General features: G+C 64.0%; 18 protein-coding genes and 1 pseudogene. 5 read left to right on the top strand and 14 right to left on the bottom strand.

The window, feature by feature from the left end:
- Positions 1–66 precede the first annotated feature (66 nt).
- Complete coding sequence (locus tag DYST_RS15280; RefSeq protein WP_239946492.1) at positions 67–1,113, top strand: sensor histidine kinase; 1,047 nt, start codon at positions 67–69, stop codon at positions 1,111–1,113.
- 5 nt (positions 1,114–1,118) lie between these two features.
- A complete protein-coding gene (locus DYST_RS15275; RefSeq protein ID WP_239946491.1) occupies positions 1,119–1,823 on the top strand; it encodes a LytR/AlgR family response regulator transcription factor in 705 nt (234 codons plus the stop codon).
- Between the two features lie 53 nt (positions 1,824–1,876).
- Here DYST_RS15275 and DYST_RS15270 read toward each other — a convergent pair whose 3' ends face one another.
- Positions 1,877–2,533 (bottom strand): tetratricopeptide repeat protein, encoded by a 657-nt coding sequence (locus DYST_RS15270; protein ID WP_239946490.1) that lies wholly within the window; start codon positions 2,531–2,533, stop codon positions 1,877–1,879.
- 135 nt (positions 2,534–2,668) lie between these two features.
- Here DYST_RS15270 and hemC point away from each other — a divergent pair, with 135 nt between their 5' ends.
- Complete coding sequence (gene hemC / locus DYST_RS15265; protein ID WP_239946489.1) at positions 2,669–3,586, top strand: hydroxymethylbilane synthase; 918 nt, start codon at positions 2,669–2,671, stop codon at positions 3,584–3,586.
- Positions 3,587–3,641: 55 nt separating this feature from the next.
- On the opposite strand, the gene DYST_RS15260 is transcribed toward hemC, so the two are convergent.
- Both DYST_RS15260 and DYST_RS15255 read right to left on the bottom strand, forming a co-directional pair.
- Complete coding sequence (locus tag DYST_RS15260) at positions 3,642–4,484, bottom strand: DUF481 domain-containing protein (protein ID WP_239946488.1); 843 nt, start codon at positions 4,482–4,484, stop codon at positions 3,642–3,644.
- Positions 4,485–4,573: 89 nt separating this feature from the next.
- Positions 4,574–5,311: a hypothetical protein gene (locus DYST_RS15255; RefSeq protein WP_239946487.1), complete on the bottom strand. Its 738-nt coding sequence runs from the start codon at positions 5,309–5,311 to the stop codon at positions 4,574–4,576.
- Between the two features lie 332 nt (positions 5,312–5,643).
- On the opposite strand from DYST_RS15255, the gene DYST_RS15250 reads away from it, so the two are divergent.
- Positions 5,644–6,624 carry a helix-turn-helix transcriptional regulator gene (locus DYST_RS15250; RefSeq protein ID WP_239946486.1) on the top strand — a complete coding sequence of 327 codons (981 nt, stop codon included), beginning with the start codon at positions 5,644–5,646 and terminating at the stop codon, positions 6,622–6,624.
- Positions 6,625–6,709: 85 nt separating this feature from the next.
- Positions 6,710–7,669 carry a patatin-like phospholipase family protein gene (locus DYST_RS15245; RefSeq protein WP_239946485.1) on the top strand — a complete coding sequence of 320 codons (960 nt, stop codon included), beginning with the start codon at positions 6,710–6,712 and terminating at the stop codon, positions 7,667–7,669.
- A 4-nt stretch (positions 7,670–7,673) separates the two neighbouring features.
- Here the strand turns inward: DYST_RS15245 and DYST_RS15240 are convergent, their stop codons facing one another.
- From DYST_RS15240 to DYST_RS15190, 11 genes and pseudogenes are all read right to left on the bottom strand, one after another.
- The gene (locus DYST_RS15240; RefSeq protein WP_102301596.1) at positions 7,674–8,039 is read right to left on the bottom strand and encodes a DUF488 domain-containing protein; all 366 of its coding nucleotides are present in this window, start codon (positions 8,037–8,039) and stop codon (positions 7,674–7,676) included.
- A 110-nt stretch (positions 8,040–8,149) separates the two neighbouring features.
- Positions 8,150–8,867, bottom strand: a pseudogene (locus DYST_RS15235) (glycosyltransferase).
- 552 nt (positions 8,868–9,419) lie between these two features.
- Positions 9,420–10,292, bottom strand: coding sequence for a ParB/RepB/Spo0J family partition protein (locus tag DYST_RS15230; RefSeq protein ID WP_239946484.1), 873 nt, complete (start codon positions 10,290–10,292; stop codon positions 9,420–9,422).
- A 2-nt stretch (positions 10,293–10,294) separates the two neighbouring features.
- Positions 10,295–11,161, bottom strand: a complete 867-nt coding sequence (locus tag DYST_RS15225) for a ParA family protein (protein WP_102301594.1) — start codon at positions 11,159–11,161, stop codon at positions 10,295–10,297.
- Between the two features lie 50 nt (positions 11,162–11,211).
- Positions 11,212–11,847 (bottom strand): 16S rRNA (guanine(527)-N(7))-methyltransferase RsmG, encoded by a 636-nt coding sequence (gene rsmG, locus DYST_RS15220; protein ID WP_239946483.1) that lies wholly within the window; start codon positions 11,845–11,847, stop codon positions 11,212–11,214.
- Between the two features lie 184 nt (positions 11,848–12,031).
- Positions 12,032–12,490: an SPFH domain-containing protein gene (locus DYST_RS15215; protein WP_239946482.1), complete on the bottom strand. Its 459-nt coding sequence runs from the start codon at positions 12,488–12,490 to the stop codon at positions 12,032–12,034.
- Positions 12,491–12,886: 396 nt separating this feature from the next.
- On the bottom strand, positions 12,887–13,720 hold the full coding sequence (locus DYST_RS15210; protein ID WP_239946481.1) for a pirin family protein: 834 nt from the start codon (positions 13,718–13,720) through the stop codon (positions 12,887–12,889).
- Positions 13,721–13,846: 126 nt separating this feature from the next.
- Entirely contained in the window at positions 13,847–14,524 is a 678-nt protein-coding gene (locus DYST_RS15205; RefSeq protein WP_102301590.1) for a YecA family protein, read from the bottom strand.
- A 32-nt stretch (positions 14,525–14,556) separates the two neighbouring features.
- A complete protein-coding gene (xth, locus tag DYST_RS15200; RefSeq protein WP_239946480.1) occupies positions 14,557–15,336 on the bottom strand; it encodes an exodeoxyribonuclease III in 780 nt (259 codons plus the stop codon).
- Positions 15,333–17,066 (bottom strand): hypothetical protein, encoded by a 1,734-nt coding sequence (locus DYST_RS15195; protein ID WP_239946479.1) that lies wholly within the window; start codon positions 17,064–17,066, stop codon positions 15,333–15,335. Before DYST_RS15195 ends, xth begins: the two co-directional genes overlap by 4 nt.
- A 61-nt stretch (positions 17,067–17,127) precedes the next feature.
- Complete coding sequence (locus DYST_RS15190; RefSeq protein WP_239946478.1) at positions 17,128–19,170, bottom strand: M3 family metallopeptidase; 2,043 nt, start codon at positions 19,168–19,170, stop codon at positions 17,128–17,130.
- Between the last annotated feature and the right edge of the window lie 107 nt (positions 19,171–19,277).

The raw sequence follows: 19,277 nt of genomic DNA, 5'->3' as shown, positions 1-19,277 counted from the left end.
CACCCTCTGTGTAGCCCGCGATGGCGCGCAAGGAAGCCTTGGCAAGCATGCGGCATACTCCTTCGCATGAGGGAGTCCACCACCGATATACCGGCGCCTGCGCGCAGAGAACGTCACCCGCTGCCTGATTTCTGCAGCGGGCCGGTGATCTTTGCGCTGCTGATCACGGCGTCGTTGACGGTGACCCTGATGTGGCTGGCGCCCAACAATGCTCATGGGTGGCGTGCCTATTCCGTCGGCATGCTGTTTGCCGACTGGCTGGCAGTGGTGATCGGCGTGGCCCTCTGCAAGCTGCGTCCATTGTTCGAGCGCCTGCCCGGCCATGGGTCGTATGCGGGCGTATGGCTGGCGATGGTGCTGATCGTGGCCGGGGGCAGTGCTTTGGTGTACTGGATGGACGGCGTCATGCAGATGCAACTGCTGCGCGACAGCGCTGGCGATTTCGTTCGCAACAACACACTTATCGCTGCACTGCTCGGTGCGGCCATGCTGCGCTACTTCTATCTGCTGGCCCAATGGCAGACCCGGCTGGAGGCCGTGTCGCAGGCGCAGGTGGCTGCCTTGCAGGCGCGCATCCGGCCGCACTTCCTGTTCAACAGCATGAACACGGTGGCTGCGCTGGTGCGGGTCGATCCGACGGCAGCCGAGCGCTGCGTGGAAGATCTCTCGGAACTGTTCCGCGCCGCACTGGGCGAGCACAGCACGCGCGACGGTACGCTGGGCGAGGAACTGGTCCTGGTCGACCGTTATCTGGATATCGAACAGCTACGACTGGGAGAACGCCTGCACGTGCGACGCGAACTGGACGACCTGCCCGGCGACTTCCCGCTTCCGCGCCTGCTGCTGCAGCCGTTGGTGGAGAATGCCGTGCGCCATGGCATCCAGCCGTTGCGCGAAGGTGGCGAGGTCGTCCTGCGTGGCCGGCGTGAGGCCGACGGCATCGTGATCGAGATCGACAATCCACTGGTGAGCACACCGGCACCCGGCGGGCATGGCCACGGCCTGGATAGCGTACGCCGGCGGGTGGCTTATCGTTTCGGGCCACGCGCAGGCGTGATCTCCGGCCCGCGGGGCGACCGCTTCGTCGTACGCCTTGAACTGCCTGCACGGTGAAAAATATGCGCGTACTCATCGTGGACGACGAACCTCTTGCGCGGGCGCGCCTCGCGGCGCTGCTGGGTGATTGCAACGACGTCGAGGTCGTGGGCAGCGTGGCCGATGGCGAAGCCGCGCTCGAGGCGATGGGCAGTTTGCAGCCGGACGTTTTGCTGCTGGACATCAACATGCCTGGGATGAGCGGCACCGCGCTCGCTCAGCGCCTAGCCGGCAGCAAACGCCCGCTGGTGGTGTTCTGCACGGCCTATGAGGGGCATGCGCTGCAAGCCTTCGAGCTAGGCGCCGTGGACTATCTGCTGAAGCCCGTTCGATTGGAACGACTCAACGAAGCGCTGCAGCGTGCCCGCCAGCGCCTGCAGCACGCGCCGCGCGATAGCGGCAGCTACCTGCACGGCCGCTTGCGCGGCGAACAGGTGCGCGTGGCGCTGGATGACGTGATCAGCCTGCTGGCGGAAGAAAAGTACGTGGTGGTGCAGCATCGCGGCGGTCAGCTACTGCTCGAAGATTCGCTGCGCCAGCTCGAAGAGGCCTATCCCGAAACCCTGATCCGCCTGCACCGCAACTGCCTGGTACCCGCTCAACGCCTGATCGGCCTGAAGACGCTTACCGACGGTCGCGTGCTTGCGCGACTCGGCGGCACGGAATTGATGCCGGAAGTAAGCCGGCGCAACCTGCCGGCGCTACGCAAGCTACTGCGCGTGGGGTGATTAGGCATGGGGTGATGCGGCGGCGCAGACGCGTCCACCGCATCATGCCGACGTCAACGCGCCGCCAGTTCGCTCATGGCAGCACCATCGCCCTGCGCAGCGTAGCCAATCAACTGCTTGACCAATACCCGCTCGCTCGAAGTCCAGTGCAACGTGGTACGCAACGTGGCGTTGTCGGTGCCGAAGCGCACCGGATCGCTCACGGCAGCGGCGCGGTACCAGGCCAGCGCGACGTCGTGCTGGCCTGAGGCCATATACGTCAACGCCATGGCCATCGGCACCCATTGCGGGCGCTGTTCCGGACGCAGCGAGAGATTGCGCTGGAACGCTTCCATGGCACAGGCCGGATCGCCCAGGTTGATCATGCTCCAGCCATAGGCCCAGAGCAGTCGACGATCATTCGGCTTGATGCGCAAGGCGCGATGAAAATTGAGTTGTGCCGCATCCGCGCGATGCGTGCTCGCTGCCAGCCAACCTTCGTCGGTCAGCTTGCGCACCGGTGAGATCTGCGGAAACGCGCCGGGATAACTCGATTGATTGAACGCCGAGGCTTCCGGTAGCCCGCGCGCTGTCACATCCGGGTCCGTATAAGGACGTCCGTCCGGCATGAGCACGGGCAACGTTGTGCTGGTCATACCTGCATGGGCCGCGAGCGCGGCGAAGCCCGACATGGCAAAAACGATCGTGCAAACCATCCTGCGCATCTTCATGACAACACTCCTTGCTGTCCCCATCCCGACATCAGCATAGTCCCTGCTGCGACCGCATAGCTAATGCAGCCGCGACAGTAATTACGCCACAATGCAGTCCCCGGCGAAGCTGCACGCAACACCCACGAGACCGTCATGACACCGACCACGCTGCGTATCGCCACCCGCAAGAGCGCGCTCGCCCTTTGGCAGGCCGAACACGTCGCCGCGGAACTGCGGATCACTCATCCCGGCTTGATCGTGGAGCTGGTGCCGCTGTCGACACGCGGCGATGAAATCCTCGACAAGCCACTGGCCACTATCGGCGGCAAGGGCCTGTTCCTGAAGGAACTGGAAGTGGCCATGTTGGAAGGCCGCGCCGATCTGGCCGTGCATTCGCTCAAGGATGTGCCCGCCGAACTGGAGCCGGGCTTCACCTTGCCCGCCATCCTGCCGCGCGCCGATTCGGCCGATGCGTTCGTGAGCAACGACTACGCCGACCTTCCCGCGCTGCCGCTGGGTGCACGCGTGGGCACATCGTCCTTGCGCCGGCAGGCGCAGTTGCGCGCCGTACGCCCCGACCTGACCCTGCTCGACCTGCGCGGCAACGTGGGTACACGCCTGTCCAAGCTCGATTCGGGTCACTACGACGCGATCCTGCTCGCCTGCGCGGGACTCGAACGCCTGGGGCTAGCCTCCCGCATTCGCAGTCGACTAGCCGCACCGGACTGGCTGCCGGCTCCTGGTCAGGCGGCCATCGCCATCGAAGCGCGCTCGGACCAGCCCGACGTACTCGCGTTGCTGCGTGCTCTCGACGATGCGCAGACGCGGTTGGCGGTTACCGCCGAGCGCGTCATGAACCAAGCACTGGGTGGTAGCTGCACCGTACCGGTGGGTGCGTGGTGCATTGTCACCGAGCACGGCCTGCACCTGCGGGGCATGGTGGGCGACGTCAGCAGCGGGCGCCTGCTGCAGGCCCAGGCCGACGCGGAAGGTGATCAGGCGGAAGCCTTGGGCAAGCGCGTGGCGCAGGCGTTGTTCGACCTAGGCGCCGGCCCGATGCTAGGTCACTGAGGCGGCGGGACGAGGGGAGAGCGGCGCACGCCACTCATCCCCGGACCCACATGTCTCAGAAGTTGTAGAGCAGGTTCGTGGTCACCAGCGAATCGGTGCTCTGCGTGCCCGGCTGGACGTCGCTGTTGTAGCGAACCTGGTAGCCGAGCTTGAGCGCCACTTTGCGCGTCATGCTGACCGACAGCCCGATGTCGTTCTGGTAGTACTTGTTGTCCGAGCCTGCTTCGATCAGCAGCGTGTCTTCCAGCGCCGTGTTGTCGGTGAGGCGGTACTTGTAGTTGACCAGGCCGCGGCCGACCGCTTCGCTTATGCTGTCCTGGCGAACCCTCACCGTCGCCGTGGTGCCGTCCGGCTGGGTGACCGACTGGTCGACATCGGCGGGACGATAACGCTTGTAACCGGGGCCGACTTCGAAGGACAGCTCGGTGCGGTCCGTCTTCAGCGCGATGTAGCCGTAGCCCACCGAGACGATGCCCTGCCACAGGTTGGCGCCGAAATCGTCGTGCTCATAGCGAAGCGCGGTCACGATGTAGCTGCGCGGATCGAGCTTGTAACCCACCGAGGCGCCCGTGTCGTAGCGGTTAGCCGTGGTGGTCAGGCGGTCGACGGTATTGCCCTGCTGGTCCTGCACCTGCACCTCGCCCTTGGAACGCAGACCGTTGAGGAAGAAGTTGTTCTTCCACAGATCGTTTTCCTGGTTCAGGCCGAGCTTGGCGTTGATGTTTTCCGAGCGGGAGTTGCCGTAGGAGGATGCGAAACCGAATTCGCCCGAACCCGTCCACCCGCCATTGTTGGCCGGATTGCCATTGGTGGTCGGATTGGATGACGTGTCGTCGGCCTGAGCGCCAAAACTGACCAGCGCCGCGAGCAGGGCGCCCGCCATCAGGGTCTTCTTCATTGCAATTGTTCCTTTTTCGTTAAAATCAGTAACAGCCCGCCACCTTAACGGGCCGGATTGAACTGCTTGTGAACCGGGGATGTGGGTGTTCAGCGCTGGCGCGCGACAGTCCCGTCAGAACTGTCTGGCAAGGCTGCCAGGGCCTCATCATACAAACTAAGCTCGGTCGCCATACCCGCCGTGCAGCTGACCGCCGCCAGCGAGGCCAGAGCCAGCCATCCCTGGCCGAAGCTCATCAGCAACAGAGCAATACACGGCACGGCATAAACCAGAAGTGCGGCGAGGAAACGCCCCGGCTGCAATTCCAGGCGTCCCCGCGGGGTTTGCGCCCGTTGCAGCGCGGCCTGCCAACGCAGGCTTTCCACCAGGCCACGCAGCAGCGCGAGTACCAGCAAGCCGACGATCCAGGCCATGGGATGCAAGCCAGCCGGGTCGGTGTCCTGCCCGGCGGCGCACAGCCAAAGCCATAGCCCGCCTCCGTAGGTGGCGGATACCACCCGGCTCAGCGGCAATTGCGTAGCGAGGTGATGATCGATACCCGGCGCCTGCCTTCGGGCGTCCGCGTAGGCGGTGATGATCAGGCTACCCAGGCTGCACAAGGCCATGGCGGCCCCCGAAAGACGCGTGGCCCAGAACGCGTTGTCCCCACGGGCCAGCCCGGCCACGGCAAGCACGGGCAGGCCGCACGCCAGCGCGATCAAAGCATCGCGCGTGGGCCTCGAGCCCTTTTCGATGACCCAGCCATGCCAGTGCGGCATCCAGCGCGATTGGGCACAGGCCGCCATGACGCCCAGCACAATCAGCAACGTGCCGAGCGCGATTGGCACGAGGACATCGCCCCGTCCATCTGGATAAACCCCCACGGCCAACGCCAGCCCCAACACCATCCACAAACCGAAGCCGTCGAAGCCTGCGACATGAAGGAGTGTGGCCGGCAGCGGTCGTGGCCGCGCCCGGAGGGGGGCCTGTCCGTGGCTCGTCGTGTCGGTCCTTTGAGCGGATTGGCGCGGTTTCATAAGCGTGGTGTCTTCTGTGCGTGAAGGGTAGATCACGCCCGCGTGATCGCGGCGTGGTCTTACTCAATTTCATGGCCTAGTGGACTTGCGGCTTCCGCCAACCGTGCGCATGCTACGGGGAGGTAGCCGTCGAAAGTCATTTCATGGATCGTTACGAGCGCATTCTGACCCTGCACCGACTGCTTAAGTCGGCGCATTATCCCGTGCCCCTGCCTCGTCTTATGGACGAGCTGGAGTGCTCGCGCGCGACGCTTTACCGCGACGTGGCGTTCCTGCGCGACGCGCTCGGCGCGCCGATCGAGAGCGCAGGCGGTGAACATGCCGCGTTCTGCTATGCGGTCGGCGAAGGCGAGCGTTTCGAGTTGCCGGGCCTCTGGCTGACGTCCGATGAACTGGCGGCGTTGCTGGCCCTCAACGAACTGATCGGCCGCAGCGGGCCTGGCGTACTCGCCGGCGCGCTCGCACCGTTCAAGGCACGCATCGAACACTTGCTGTCCGACCAAGGCACCGGCAAGACGCTGCCGATCGAACGCATCCGCGTCATTGCCTGGGGCGAGCGCAAGCTCGACCAGCAGGTGTTCCGCGTAGTGGCCGGCTCGGTGCTCGAACGCAAGCAGCTGCGCTTCCGCTATCGCGCGCGCACCACCAATTCGGATAGTCATCGCCGTGTATCGCCGCAGCGTCTGACGCACTATCGCGATAACTGGTACCTCGACGTATGGGACCACGACCGCGAGGCACTGCGCAGCTTTGCGGTGGATCGCATTGCCGAGCCGCAGGCGCTTGACGAGGCCGCCCGAGACGTACCCGAGCAAGAACTCAACGACGCGCTGGCATCGAGCTACGGCATCTTTGCAGGCAAGCCCAAGGCCTGGGCCACGCTGCGCTTTTCGCAGCATGCCGCGCGCTGGGTGGCGGATGAGCACTGGCATTCGCAGCAAAAGGGCGAGTGGCTGCCGGACGGCCGCTACGAGCTGCAGGTGCCTTATTCCAATTCCAAGGAACTGCTGATGGACGTGCTCAAGTACGGACCGGACGCAGAAGTGGTGGCACCGCTGTCGCTGCGCGAGGAAATGAAGATCCAGCTGCAACTGGCGCTGGGTGGTTATCAGAGCGAGAAGTGAGTAAATAGGTAGATGAAGCGGAAGAAAGCGTGGAAGCGCTCTCTCGCTATTCACTCCTCTCCACTCGTTTCTCGCCATATCGCCCATGCGCACCACTGATATCGCCGATCCCTCGACGCTTCCGGCCGACGTTGCCGCCACCAAGAAACCGACCGTCGCGCTCGCGCTTGGTTCCGGAGGCGCGAAAGGTTTGGCGCATATCGGCGCCATCGAGGAGATCGAAGCGCACGGCTACCAGATCGTCGCCATCGCGGGCACATCCATGGGTGCGCTCATCGGCGGCGTCTATGCCATGGGCAAGCTGGGCGTATACCGCGACTGGGTCTGCTCGCTGGCCAAGATGGACGTGCTCAAGCTGGTCGACTGGACACTGTCCGGCGGAGGCCTCATCAAGGGTGAGCGCATCATCGAGACGATGCGCGGCCTGATTGGCGACGCCGCCATTGAGGACCTGCCGCTGGCCTATACCGCCGTGGCGACCGATCTGGACCGCGAACGCGAGGTCTGGCTCACGCGCGGTTCGCTGTTCGATGCGATCCGCGCCTCCATCGCCATTCCCACCCTCTTCCGTCCGCAGGTGCTGTCGGAACGGCGGCTGATCGACGGCGGCCTGCTCAACCCCGTGCCGGTCACGCCATTGATCCGCGAACCGGCGGACTACCTGTTTGCGGTGAGCATGGACGGTCCGCCGGACCCGGGCGCACCCGACGAAGTGTCTGCCACGCCAACAATGGATAACGACAGCTATCGCTCGCGCATCGGCGAATTCATCGGCAAGCTGATGCCACATGGCACCGACAAGCCGCGAGAGCCCGGCATGTTGGAGCTGCTCATGCAGTCGATGGACCTGATGCAGGCCAATCTTTCACGCCTGCGCCTGGCGGCCTACGAGCCGGACCTGCTGATCCGCATGCCGCGCAACGTCGCCACGGTCTACGAGTTCTACCGCGCCACCGAGCTGATTGAGCTGGGTCGCAAGCAGGCGCGCGAGGCCTTGGCTAACTGGCGACCCGCACACACCGGCCAGTTCACCGGCCGACCGTAACGCGTCAGTACGCGTGTTCCTTTAGCAAGACATCGAGATAGCACTTCAGCGCCACGGCGTTGTTGTGTTCTTCATCGTGCGCGCCAAACAACAACGTCACGCGGTGACGAGCCGCCTGCGTGAGCAGCGGTCGCCAGTACTCGGCAACCGCATCGAGCTCCGACGCATAGCGATGGCGGAAAGTTTCCCAGCGTGCGGGATCATGGCCGAACCATTTGCGCAGGGCGGTGGAGGGCGCCAGCTCCTTGCTCCAGGCATCCAGCGCCGCATCGTCCTTCTTCAGGCCTCGCGGCCACAAGCGATCCACCAAGACACGATAACCATCGCTCTTGGCGGCCGGTTCATAGATCCGCTTGACGGCAATGCTCATGGGCGGGCGGCCTCCCGAAGCAAGAACCATCAGCATACGCCGATGAAGCGCTTGTCGAAGGCCGCTTGTTTATAGAAGCGCTTCTACTGCGCTCCTACGCAGAACGAAACTCAGATCTCTTCGACCTGGGTCACCTTGCCACGGCGCATCAACCACGCCACGCCGCGCAGATCGGCAATGCCCACCCACAGGCGATCGAGCATGCCGTACTTGGACGTACCCGCCGTACGCGGACGATGACCCACCGGCACGCTGTTGCTCTGGAAACCCGCACGCTTCACCAGCGCCGGCAGATAGCGATGCATGTGATCGAAGTCAGGGCAGACGCAGGAACACTTCGCGGTCGAACAGCTTGAGACCACAGCCGGTGTCGGGTGTGGAGTCCCTGAGCATGCGCGAACGCACCGCATTGGCGACTTTCGAGGAGATACGCTTGTTGAAACTGTCGCGACGCGTCGTGCGCCAACCGGCGAACAGGCGAACGTCCGGCGTGCTTTGGTCACGCTGTGCGAGCAACTTGGGAATGTCGGCGGGATCGTTCTGCCCATCACCATCCAACGTAGCGATCCACGGCGAGCGCGCGGCATTCACACCGTTCCACACCGCCGTGCTCTGACCGCTGCGGGTCAGGTGGCGAACGATACGCAGCTCCGGATACTTCGACTTTTCCGCCGCCAATACAGCCACGCTGTCATCGCTGGAGTCGTCGTCCACGTACACAACCTCGAAATCAACCTTGCCGCGCAAGGCGGTGGCGATTTCGGCAAGCAGCGGCGGGATGTTGTCGCGCTCGTTGAATACAGGCACGACGACGGACAGTTGGGGCATGGGGAGGGCCTTATCTTGAACGGGGGGCGCGGGGCGCCAGGGCATTATTCTAGTGGGTGGAGGGCTTGGCGTCAGGGGCAAGGGGTCGCGACGGTGTCGCGGCGGGGTTTGCGCTGGCGGAGATGGGTTGCCCTCCGCTTCATTCGGGACGGGGGAGATGCCTGTGGATAACCGGGGCCTTCGCTCCCTCCCCACCTTTGGGGAGAGGGTTGGAGTGAGGGGTCAATCTAGCCTCACTTTTTCAACTGAGCCGTCATCCCTGCGAAGGCAGGGATCCAGTAGCCGTGGGTTGGGTTGTCGCCTCGTGCCTTATCGCGATCTGGCCGCTTACGCAGCGGGCGTTTCGATCGTCTGCCGCAGGCGAGCCAGGTCGCGACCACGCGACAACCAAGCGCAAAGTCACTGGATCCCGGCCTACGCCGGGATGACGACTAAAGATGAAACGGTGAGGCTAGATTGACCCCTCACTCCAACCCTCTCCCCGAAGGGGAGAGGCGATCTCGCGCCACGTAGATTCGCGGCGGCAATCAAGCGAACAAGAGAACGTCCGCCTCAGCGAATCTTCCCCGAAATCCCATCCAGCTCATCATTGCTGTGATAGTGAATCACCAACTTACCTTTGCCCCCACGCCCCTGCGCCAACTCCACGCGAGTAGCAAAGCGCTCGCCCAACTCGCGCTCCAGCGCGTCCACATTGGGATCACGGGGGGACGCGCTTTTGGCTTTGCCCTTGGGCGCGGTCTGCGCACGGCGAGCGTGCTCTTCCAATTCACGCACGCTCCAGCCATGGCGGGAAGCTTCCAGCGCCAGGCCTTCGGCCATGCTCTCGGGCAGGGTGATCAGGCAACGGGCGTGGCCCATCTCCAGCTTGCCCTCGTCGAGCAGGCGCTTGATGGAGATCGGTAGCTCGGTGAGGCGCAGCAGGTTGGACACGGCCGCGCGCGAGCGGCCCACGGCGTCAGCGGCCTGCTGATGGGTAAGGTCGAAATCGTCGATCAGGCGCTTGAGCGCGTCGGCTTCTTCCAGCGGGGTGAGATCCTGGCGCTGGATGTTTTCGATCAACGCCATGGCCGGCACGGCCACTTCGGGCACGTCCTTCACCAGTGCGGGAAGTTCGGACAGCTGCGCGCGCTGCGCGGCACGCCAGCGGCGTTCGCCGGCGATCAGCTCGAACTGATTCTTGCCGATCTGACGCACCACCACCGGCTGGATGAGGCCCTGCGCGCGAATGGATGCGGCGAGTTCGTCCAGCGCTTCGTCGTTCCAATGGCGGCGCGGCTGGTACTTGCCCGGCTGGATATGATGGATGGGCAGAGAGCGTAGTTCGCCTTCCTGCTCCAGTACCGAGGGCTTGCCGGGTTCGTCGTTGCCGCTCAGCAGCACATCGAGCCCACGTCCCAGGCCCCGTTTTTTCGCAGCGGACATGCTTACTCCTGATGGATATCGACGACGTCGTCGAGCGTCTCGTCTGAACCGGCGTGCAGCATCGGCGTGACCACGTCATGGGCCTGATCCTGCGCCGTGGAGTTCAGGCCGCGCTCGCGCCGGATCATCTCGCCAGCCAGTCCGATGTAGGCGATGGCGCCACGCGAACTGCGGTCGTACAAATGGATCGGCTGGCCGTGGCTAGGTGCCTCGGCGAGGCGCACGTTGCGCGGAATGATGGAACGCAGCACTTTGTCGCCGAAGTGCGAGGTGAGCTGCGCGGACACTTCGTTACCGAGGTTGTTGCGCACGTCGTACATGGTGCGCAGCAGGCCTTCGATTTCCAGATTCGGATTGAGGCGATGGCGCACAGCCTTCACTGTGTCGAGCAGACTGGAAAGGCCTTCCAGCGCGAAGTATTCGCACTGCACCGGAATCAGCAAGCCGTTCGCCGCTGCCAGCGCGTTGAGCGTGAGCAGATGCAGCGACGGCGGGCAGTCGATGAGAATGATGTCGTAGCGATCTGAAACTTTCGCCAGCGCGTCCTTCAAGCGACTCTCGCGGGCGATCGCGTCCATCAGCTTAAGCTCGGCGGCGGTGAGGTCACCGTTGCCGGGCAGCAGGTCGTACAGCGCCTCGGTCTTGACGATGGCCTTGTCGATGGGCGCTTCGTCCAGCAGCACTTCGCAGCCGTTCGGCTTGGCCTCGCGCTTGTCCACGCCGGACGCCATGGTTGCGTTGCCCTGCGGATCGAGATCGACAAGCAGCACCTTGCGCTTGGCGGCAGCCAGCGCAGCAGCGAGATTGACAGCGGTGGTGGTTTTGCCGACGCCGCCCTTCTGGTTGGCGACAGCGATGATGCGGGCCATGTGTCGTCGAGACCGTGAACGAGTGAAAGGGGGCTAGATTAGCAGCCTGATCAACCGACTGCCCGGCCGAGTACCACGAGATGGCGCTCGCCGCCTACGTCTGGGACGTTGAGCGTATGGATCGCCCGCACCTCGAATCCGGCGGGCACGCCCGGCAATTCTTCGTCCGGATGCTTGCCCTTCATGGCCAGCCAGATGCCCTCCTTGGTCAAAAGGTGACCACCCCAGGCCAACATGTCCTCGAGGCTGGCAAAGGCACGCGCGGTGATGCAGTCGAACTGGCCTTCCACCTCTTCCACGCGCGATTGCACAGCGCGCACATTCTCAAGTTTGAGTGAGCGGATGGCTTCGCGCAGGAAGCGAACCTTTTTGCCGTTGGAGTCGACCAGCAGCACCTGCCGTTCTGGCGCGGCGATAGCCAGCGGAATGCCCGGCAACCCAGGGCCGGTGCCGAGGTCGGCGAGCGTCTGGCCCTGCACATAGGGCAGAACCGCTAGCGAATCGACCAGATGGCGGCTCACCATCTCGCCCGGATCGCGGACGGCGGTGAGGTTGTACGTGGCGTTCCAGCGCGCCAGCAGCGCCTGGTAGTCCAGCAGCCGCTCCACCGCGCCGGCCGGCAACTGCACGCCAAGTGCAGCAATGCCGCGTTCCAGCCGGGTTTGCAGATCGTTGCGGGATGTCATCGGGGAAACGCCTTGATGAAACGGGGTCGCAAGTATCCGGGTGTGCCGCTCCGGACGCCAGTTGATAGGGTTTTGCACCGCGAAGGCCCAAAGAAAAAGCCCGCCGAAGCGGGCTTCAAGGGTCTCCCCTGTGGCGGGCGCTCTAAGGCCACCTTCGCCAAGGCCTATCCGGCAGCACTCTGGATCAGGCGAATTCCAGCTCCACGCGCGTCACCATCATGCCGCGCTCACGCAGGGCGCCATTCATGCTCTGCTTGAGGCGTGAACCCAGGTCGCGGCGATCGGCCTGGAAGGCTTCCGGCTCGTCGCGCAGCGCGGCCAGGGCGCCGCCACGGATCAGTTGGTCGGCCTGCTCTATCACCGCATCGGCACGCTCGGGCTCCAGCACCTGCCAGTACACCGTGCCGCGCACGTCATGAGCGTTGGGCAGCAGCTCTTCAAAGCGCAGCACTTGGCCGCTGAGGTTGATGCGGTGCTCCACGCGATCAATCAGCGGCAGGGTCATGTGGCTACCCGGCTGCAGCAGGCGGTACGGCTTGCCTCGGCGATAGAGGCTATGCACCTGGTCGGCCGGTACGCGCTTGATCGCGATGACGAACGTCGCGATCAAGGCCAGGACAATGAGAGTAATCAGGGCATTCATAATAATGAATACAACGAGTTATGTGTGTTTTCTTCGCAAAGTGCTGTAAGTAGATAGTACAGCCTGTTGCACCCCTTTAGATTAATCTAAATTTAACGACAGTCTAAGGTCGTTTTACAACCAGTCATCTGGCCTAACTCGCTGATTTTGTGAACCCGGCGGCAGGCACGGATGGGGATGCATCGATCTTGCCATCCGTGCCGCCACCGCCAGATTCCCCCTACTACGGAGGGCTTAACGGCTGAGCGGGAGAAGGCTTGAGGAAAGTGGTGACGCAACCACCACCAGCGAGCCATAAGGAAACGCCATCCCGATACGGCCCCACCGGGGGGGGCCTGGGATGGCGTAGACAGGCTAAGCAGCAGGAGCCGCCCCTACGGGCGGCCCCTTCGAGGCTCAGAACTTGCCGGCGCGGAAGTCGGCAATCGCCTGATGGATCTCTTCTGGCGTGTTCATCACGAACGGCCCATAGCGGGTTACCGGCTCGTTGAGCGGATGGCCGGCGACCAACAGCACGCGCGCAGCCGTATCGCGGCCGGCAATGTGCAGATCACCGCTGCGCGAAAGCACTGCCAGTTCGCTGCGGGCCAACGGCTGGCCTGCCACGTCTGCGTCCTTACCGTCGAACACATAGGCGAAGCCCGCGTGTCCTTCAGGGAGCGGAATCGTCACTGAGGCACCCGGCTGCACGGCGATGTCCAGGTAGATCGGCTGCGTGACGATCTCGGCTACCGGGCCGGTCACGCCACCGAACTCACCGGCGATCACCTTCACTTCCACACCATCCGCCGGACGCGCGACCGGAATGCGCTCCGGACCGATGTCCTGATAGCGCGGCGCGATCAATTTGTCCTTGGACGGCAGGTTTACCCACAGTTGGAAGCCCCACATCAAGCCGTCTTCCTGCTCGGGCATTTCCGAATGCAGGATGCCCCGGCCGGCGGTCATCCACTGCACGCTGCCCGGCACCAGATCACCACTGTTGCCATGGTTGTCGTGGTGCTTCATGTGGCCCGCAAGCATGTAGGTCACGGTCTCGAAACCGCGATGCGGATGCTCGGGGAAGCCGGCGATGTAATCGCCCGCCTGGTCGGAACGAAACTCGTCCAGCAACAGGAACGGATCGAGCATATCCAGGCCGGGCTGGCCGATGACGCGCTTGAGCTTCACGCCCGCGCCATCGGATGTATCGATGCCGCGCATGCGGCGGAGAATGCTGCGTTCGGTCATGTTGGTCTCCAAGGGATTGGACTGCCCACCATGATGGCGCCGCACCGCCTTGTACCCAAGATGCGCAGACGGAACGGATTGTTTCTCTAGGGGGAAAGGCTGGCCCGTGGGCCAACTTCCTATCCGTCAGTGCACCCAATGCCCGCTGCGCTGACGTGGCGGTGACGTGGACTCTTCCTTCTCCTCGGCAGGACGCACGGCGGCCTCGACCTCCGCTTCCGTCACCGGGTGTTCGGTCCAGTACTGGTTCACCGCGTTGAGCACACCGGGTACCTGTGTCAGGCACTCGTCGTATTCGTCGTCGCTCAGTTTTTCGAACTCGGCATCCGCACTGAGGATGCCTTCGTCCACGGCCAGCGCCATCACCGGTCCCAGCATCTCCATCAACTGCGGATCGTCCGCCAGGCGCTTTTCCCACAGGCCCGCGCGCAGATCGATGCCGCGACTGAAACCCTCGCACCAGCCCGCCGCCGAAAGCACCGGGCCGGCTTCTGTGTCCACTTCGCCGAGAATCGGCTCGTAGGCGTCGACGTCGAGTTCGGCGCCGATCGAATCATTGAGCTTGGCCAGCAGCGCCAGCACGCGATTGCCTTCGGATTCGTCGCCGAAGGGCTCGTGCAGCACCTCGGGCAACCACTCCTCAGGCAGTACGTGCGTAGGGCCCACCGTCAACGCGGAGAGCAGCCCGTGCACACCATCGAGCAGGAGGTCGTCCTCGCCCACATGGCCGCGCAAGTATTGGTCCAGTTCCTCGAGTTCTGCATCGCCTAGCGAAGTGGGCCATTCAGTCTTGGGTGTATTCATCAGCTGCCTGTTGTGCGGTGTTGCTATGTTTCTTAGATATCCAGATCAACTGTTACCGGCGTGTGATCGGAAGGACGTTCCCAGGTTCGCGGTGTACGGTCGATGGCGGCCGCTGTTGCCGCCGATTTCAGGGCATCACCGACCAGGATCAGGTCAATGCGCAAACCCATGTTGCGCCGGAACGCACCCTGACGATAGTCCCACCAGCTGTAGTGTTCACCAGCCGGCTCGAACAAGCGGAAGCTGTCGTGCAGGCCAAGATCGGTGATCCGCTTGAGCGCATCGCGCTCCGGCGGCGAGCACAGGATGTCTTCGCCCCACGCTGCCGGGTCGTGCACGTCACGGTCGTCCGGCGCGATGTTGAAATCACCCAACACCACCAGCTTGGGATAGCGCTCGATCTCGCGCGCCAGAAACTCACGCATCTTCGCCAGCCAGTCGAGCTTGTATGCGTACTTCTCGTCGCCCACGGCCTTGCCGTTGACCACGTAGAGATCGACCACGCGCACGCCACCGATGGTGGCGGCGAGGATACGCCGCTGCGGATCGTCCAGATTCGGAATGTCGGTGACGACATCCTCGAACTCGCCGTGCACGTCAGCGCGCGCCAACAACGCGACGCCGTTGTAGGTCTTCTGACCGGAGAACACCGCGCGATAACCGGCGGCCGCCAGCTCATCGACCGGGAACTTGGCGTCCTCGAGCTTGGTTTCCTGCAACGCAACGATGTCGGGCTGCGCATCGGCCAGCCACTGGGTGAGGTGCGGTATGCGCACCTTCAGCGAATTCACGTTCCACGAAGCGATTTTCATGGGCCTATTGTAGGCGATGAACGGGAAGGGGCTTCAGCCGTCGAAGGGACGCCATCCAATCCCGCGAAAACCAACGGTTTCGGCAGGGCGGGCAGCGGCTGCGTGCACGGGACGTCCCCGTCAGGTGGTACGGCCCCCTTGTAGCCCACCTTCACCGGCGAGCCGTGCGCGCAACGTTCCGCGACCTGCTTCGAAAGCGCCAGCATATCGGCGGTAGCGAAGGGTTGGCCAAGCAGAGCGTCAACGGTGTTGCCCGCCTGCAGTACGTGACAGGTGGACAGTGACTTGTCGATCAAGAAGCCGTCCGGCTGGGTCCAGAAACTGACGTTGCCGCCGCAATCCACACGCATCAGATGCGACATGAGCGCGCCTGCGTAACGTTGGCTGTTCTCTGCATCGAGTTTCGACGCCGGTTCGACCTTCACGCCAAGCTGGAGGAACGCCGCCTGCATGCCATCGGCGTAGGCATCCGGTGCATGGATCGCGCGCACGAGTGCGTCGCGCAGTGCGGCGTCCGTGCCGGGTGGGATCAGGTCCATCCATGCAAAATCGGGCAAGGACTTGCCACGGCGCTGCTCGGTGAGCTTTGTCCACAGGTCGAAATAACCGGTGACCGGATCGTGCGGATTGGCCGCCAACGCCAAAGCCAGCATCAGCGGTGCGCCGCAGTCATACGGCAGGCCGCCGGGCGCACGTTTGTCCAGAGCAGAGGCAACCGATTGTGCCCGATGGATATCGAACAGGCAGGCGTTGTACATGCCGCCCACGCGGGGCAACCATTGCGCCGAGCTCTGATTCGACAGCGACGCCGTGGCCATTACGCGGGCGAGTTCCGCGCCGCCTTCCTTGGCCAGCAGGGCTTCGCCTTCCGGTGAACCGAGTGTCGGCGAGCTGTTCCACGTGTGGAAAAGCTCGTGGGCGACAAAGCCGGTGAGGCGCTGCCAGTCGGCCTCTTCCAGCGAATCCCAGCCCTGACCCATCAGCCCCAGCGTGATGGAAGCCGGCAGGTGATCGCCATGGAAACTGCGTACACCCTGTTCATCCGGCTGCATGAAGAGGAACAGCGTGGGCGTCTTCGCTGGCCCCAAGTGGCGGACGTAGAAATCCATCAGGCGCGGCACATCGCTGGCCACGCGTTCGCGAATAGTGGAGGGCGTGCCCTTGTCGATGGCGAGCAGCAGGTCACCGTGCCGCTCCACGTAGGGCGTGCCGAAGGCCACATAACCCGCGGGCGAAGTGTCGCCCAGATCCAGCGGCTGCGTGCTGGCTTCGCCGAAACCGATCACTTGCTGTCCATGGGCCGGAACGTAGCGCTGACAGAGCTTCTGCGTACTCTCCTTGGGCGGCAGGAACTGTTGCGTATCAATCGCCACGGTGCCATCGGCGAAGCGCAGGAACGGTGCATACGCGCGATCCTGCCGTTCGGGCGTGCGCGAAGCATCCATGCGAACGTGCAAGACGCGATGGCCAGGTGTGACGACAATCGCCTCGTCTTCGATCTGTGCCGAGCCGTCGGGTGACTGCCACAACGCCTTGCGGCTATACGGTGCCAAGGGTTGCAGCGCGATGCGCGTGACCGACGCTGGCGGGCGGAAGGTAACGTCGATCGCGTGATGTGCGTCATCCACGCTCACGTCAATAGCAACGCAATCCGGTGAGGCGGCCCATGCTGGCGCTGAGAGCACGACGCCAAATACCAGCCACAACACGCCTGCAACGGCCGTTTTCATGCGGACATCCTTGTGCAAGTGAAAGGCCGCGCCAGCCGGGTTGGCTGGCGCGGGTGGACGATCAAACCAGACCGTGGCTCTTCAGCAACGCTTCCGGTTCCGGCGCGCGGCCACGGAAGGCGATGAAGCTTTCGATGGCTGGCCGGCTGGCGCCGACCGACAAGACTTCCTTGCGGAAGCGATCACCCGTGCCACGGTCGATCACGCCATTCGCCTCAAACTCGCCGAAGGCGTCGGCGCTGAGCAATTCGGCCCACAGATAGCTGTAGTAACCGGCTGCGTAGCCGCCCGCGAAGATGTGCGAGAACGCGTGAGGGAAGCGCTGCCATGCTGGCGGATGCAGCACGGCGACGTCGTGGCGTACTTCTTCCAGCACTTCCATGGTGCGAGCGCCCTTGGCCGGGTCGTATTCCAGGTGCAGCAGGAAATCGAACATGCCGAACTCGAGCTGGCGCACCAGGAACAAGCCAGCATGGAAGTGGCGCGCTGCCAGCATGCGCTGGAACAGTTCGTCCGGCAGGCGCTCACCAGTTTCGTAGTGGCGGGCGAACAGGTCGAGCGCTTCACGGTTCCAACCGAAGTTCTCCATGAACTGGCTGGGCAGTTCCACCGCATCCCATTCCACGCCGTCGATGCCGCCGATGGAAGGCAGGGCGATCTCGGTCAGCAAGTGATGCAGGCCGTGGCCGAATTCGTGGAAGAGGGTGAGCACGTCGTCGTGTGTGAGCAGCGCAGGGCGGCCTTCGGTCGGCGGCGCAAAGTTGCAAGTGAGGAAGGCCACCGGCAGTTGCTCATTCTCACCATCGCGGAAGCGGGCGCGGCACACATCCATCCAGGCGCCGCCGCGTTTGCCGGTGCGGGCATAGAGATCAACATAGGCACCGGCGAACACGCGGCCGTCGGCGTCGCGCACGTCGTAATAGCGCACGTCCGGATGCCACACGTCGACACCGTCGCGCGCGCTGAGGGTGATGCCATAAAGCCGCTGGGTGAGGCCGAACAGGCCTTCGATCACCGCCGGCAGCGGGAAGTAGGGCTTCAGCTGTTCCTCGTCGAGGTCGTACTCGCGTTGGCGCAGCTTCTCCGAGGCGTAGCCGACATCCCAGGATTCGAGGTTGTCGAGCTTCAGCTCCGTGGTGGCGAACTCGCGCAGGTGGTTGAGCTCCTTGCGCGCCACTGGCTTGGCGCGATTGGCCAGATCGCGCAGGAACTCCATCACCTCGGCAGGCGACGCGGCCATCTTGGTGGCCAGCGATTCCTCCGCTGCATTGTTGAAGCCGAGCAGTCGCGCAGCCTCATGGCGCAGCGCCATGATGCGTTCAATGCGCCCGCTGTTGTCGTACTTGGTAGCCTGCGGGCCCTGGTCGGAGGCGCGCGTCTGATACGCCCAGTACACGCGCTCGCGCAGGCCACGGTTGTCGGCGTAGGTGAGCACAGCCTGCACACTCGGCTGCTTGAGCGTGACCAGGTAGCCGTCGAGGTTTTGCTCCTTGGCATACTGGCGCAGCACCGCGCGGCCGGACTCGGGGATGCCGGCGAGGTCGCGCTCGTCCGTGATGTGCTCATGCCACGCGTCGGTAGCGTCAAGCACGGCATTGGAGAACTCGGTGGAGAGACGGCTCAGTTCCACGCCGATCTCGCGGTAGCGGGAACGCGCCGGCTCTTCCAGGGCGACGCCGGACAGGCGGAAGTCGCGCAACGCGTGCTCCACCAGCGCGCGCTCAGCGCGCGGCAAGCCGACGAACTCCGGCGCGTCGGCCAGGGCTTGGACGGCCTGATACAGCTCGCGATTCTGGCCAACTTCGATGGCGTGATCGGTGAGCTTTTCCTCGGCTGGCCCGTAGACCTCCCGCAGTGCCTCACTGTCCGCCACCGCATGCAGATGGCCTACCGGCGCCCAGGCGCGTGCCAGGCGCTGCTCCAGGCGCTCCTGGGTAAGCATGACGCTCGCGAAATCGGGCGCGGCGCCGGGCTTGGTCAGTGCCTCGATGCCAGCGCGGTAATCGGCCAGCAGGGCGTCGATGGCGGGGGTGACGTGCTCGGGGCGGATCTGCGAAAACGCCGGCAGGGTGTCGTCGGCCAGCAGCGGATTGGTCTGTTCCATGGTGTCTCCTGAATGCCCTGCCAGCGTGGCGACCCAATGGGTCGAAATCAAGCCGCCGTCACACTCCCCACGTCACGATTTGTCACAACACCAGCCTTACCATCCCG

Source organism: Dyella terrae (genome assembly GCF_022394535.1).
In the GTDB taxonomy this organism is placed as follows: Bacteria; Pseudomonadota; Gammaproteobacteria; order Xanthomonadales; family Rhodanobacteraceae; genus Dyella.
Note: the sequence above shows the minus strand (reverse complement) of the source record. Positions and strands in the feature narration are given on the sequence as shown.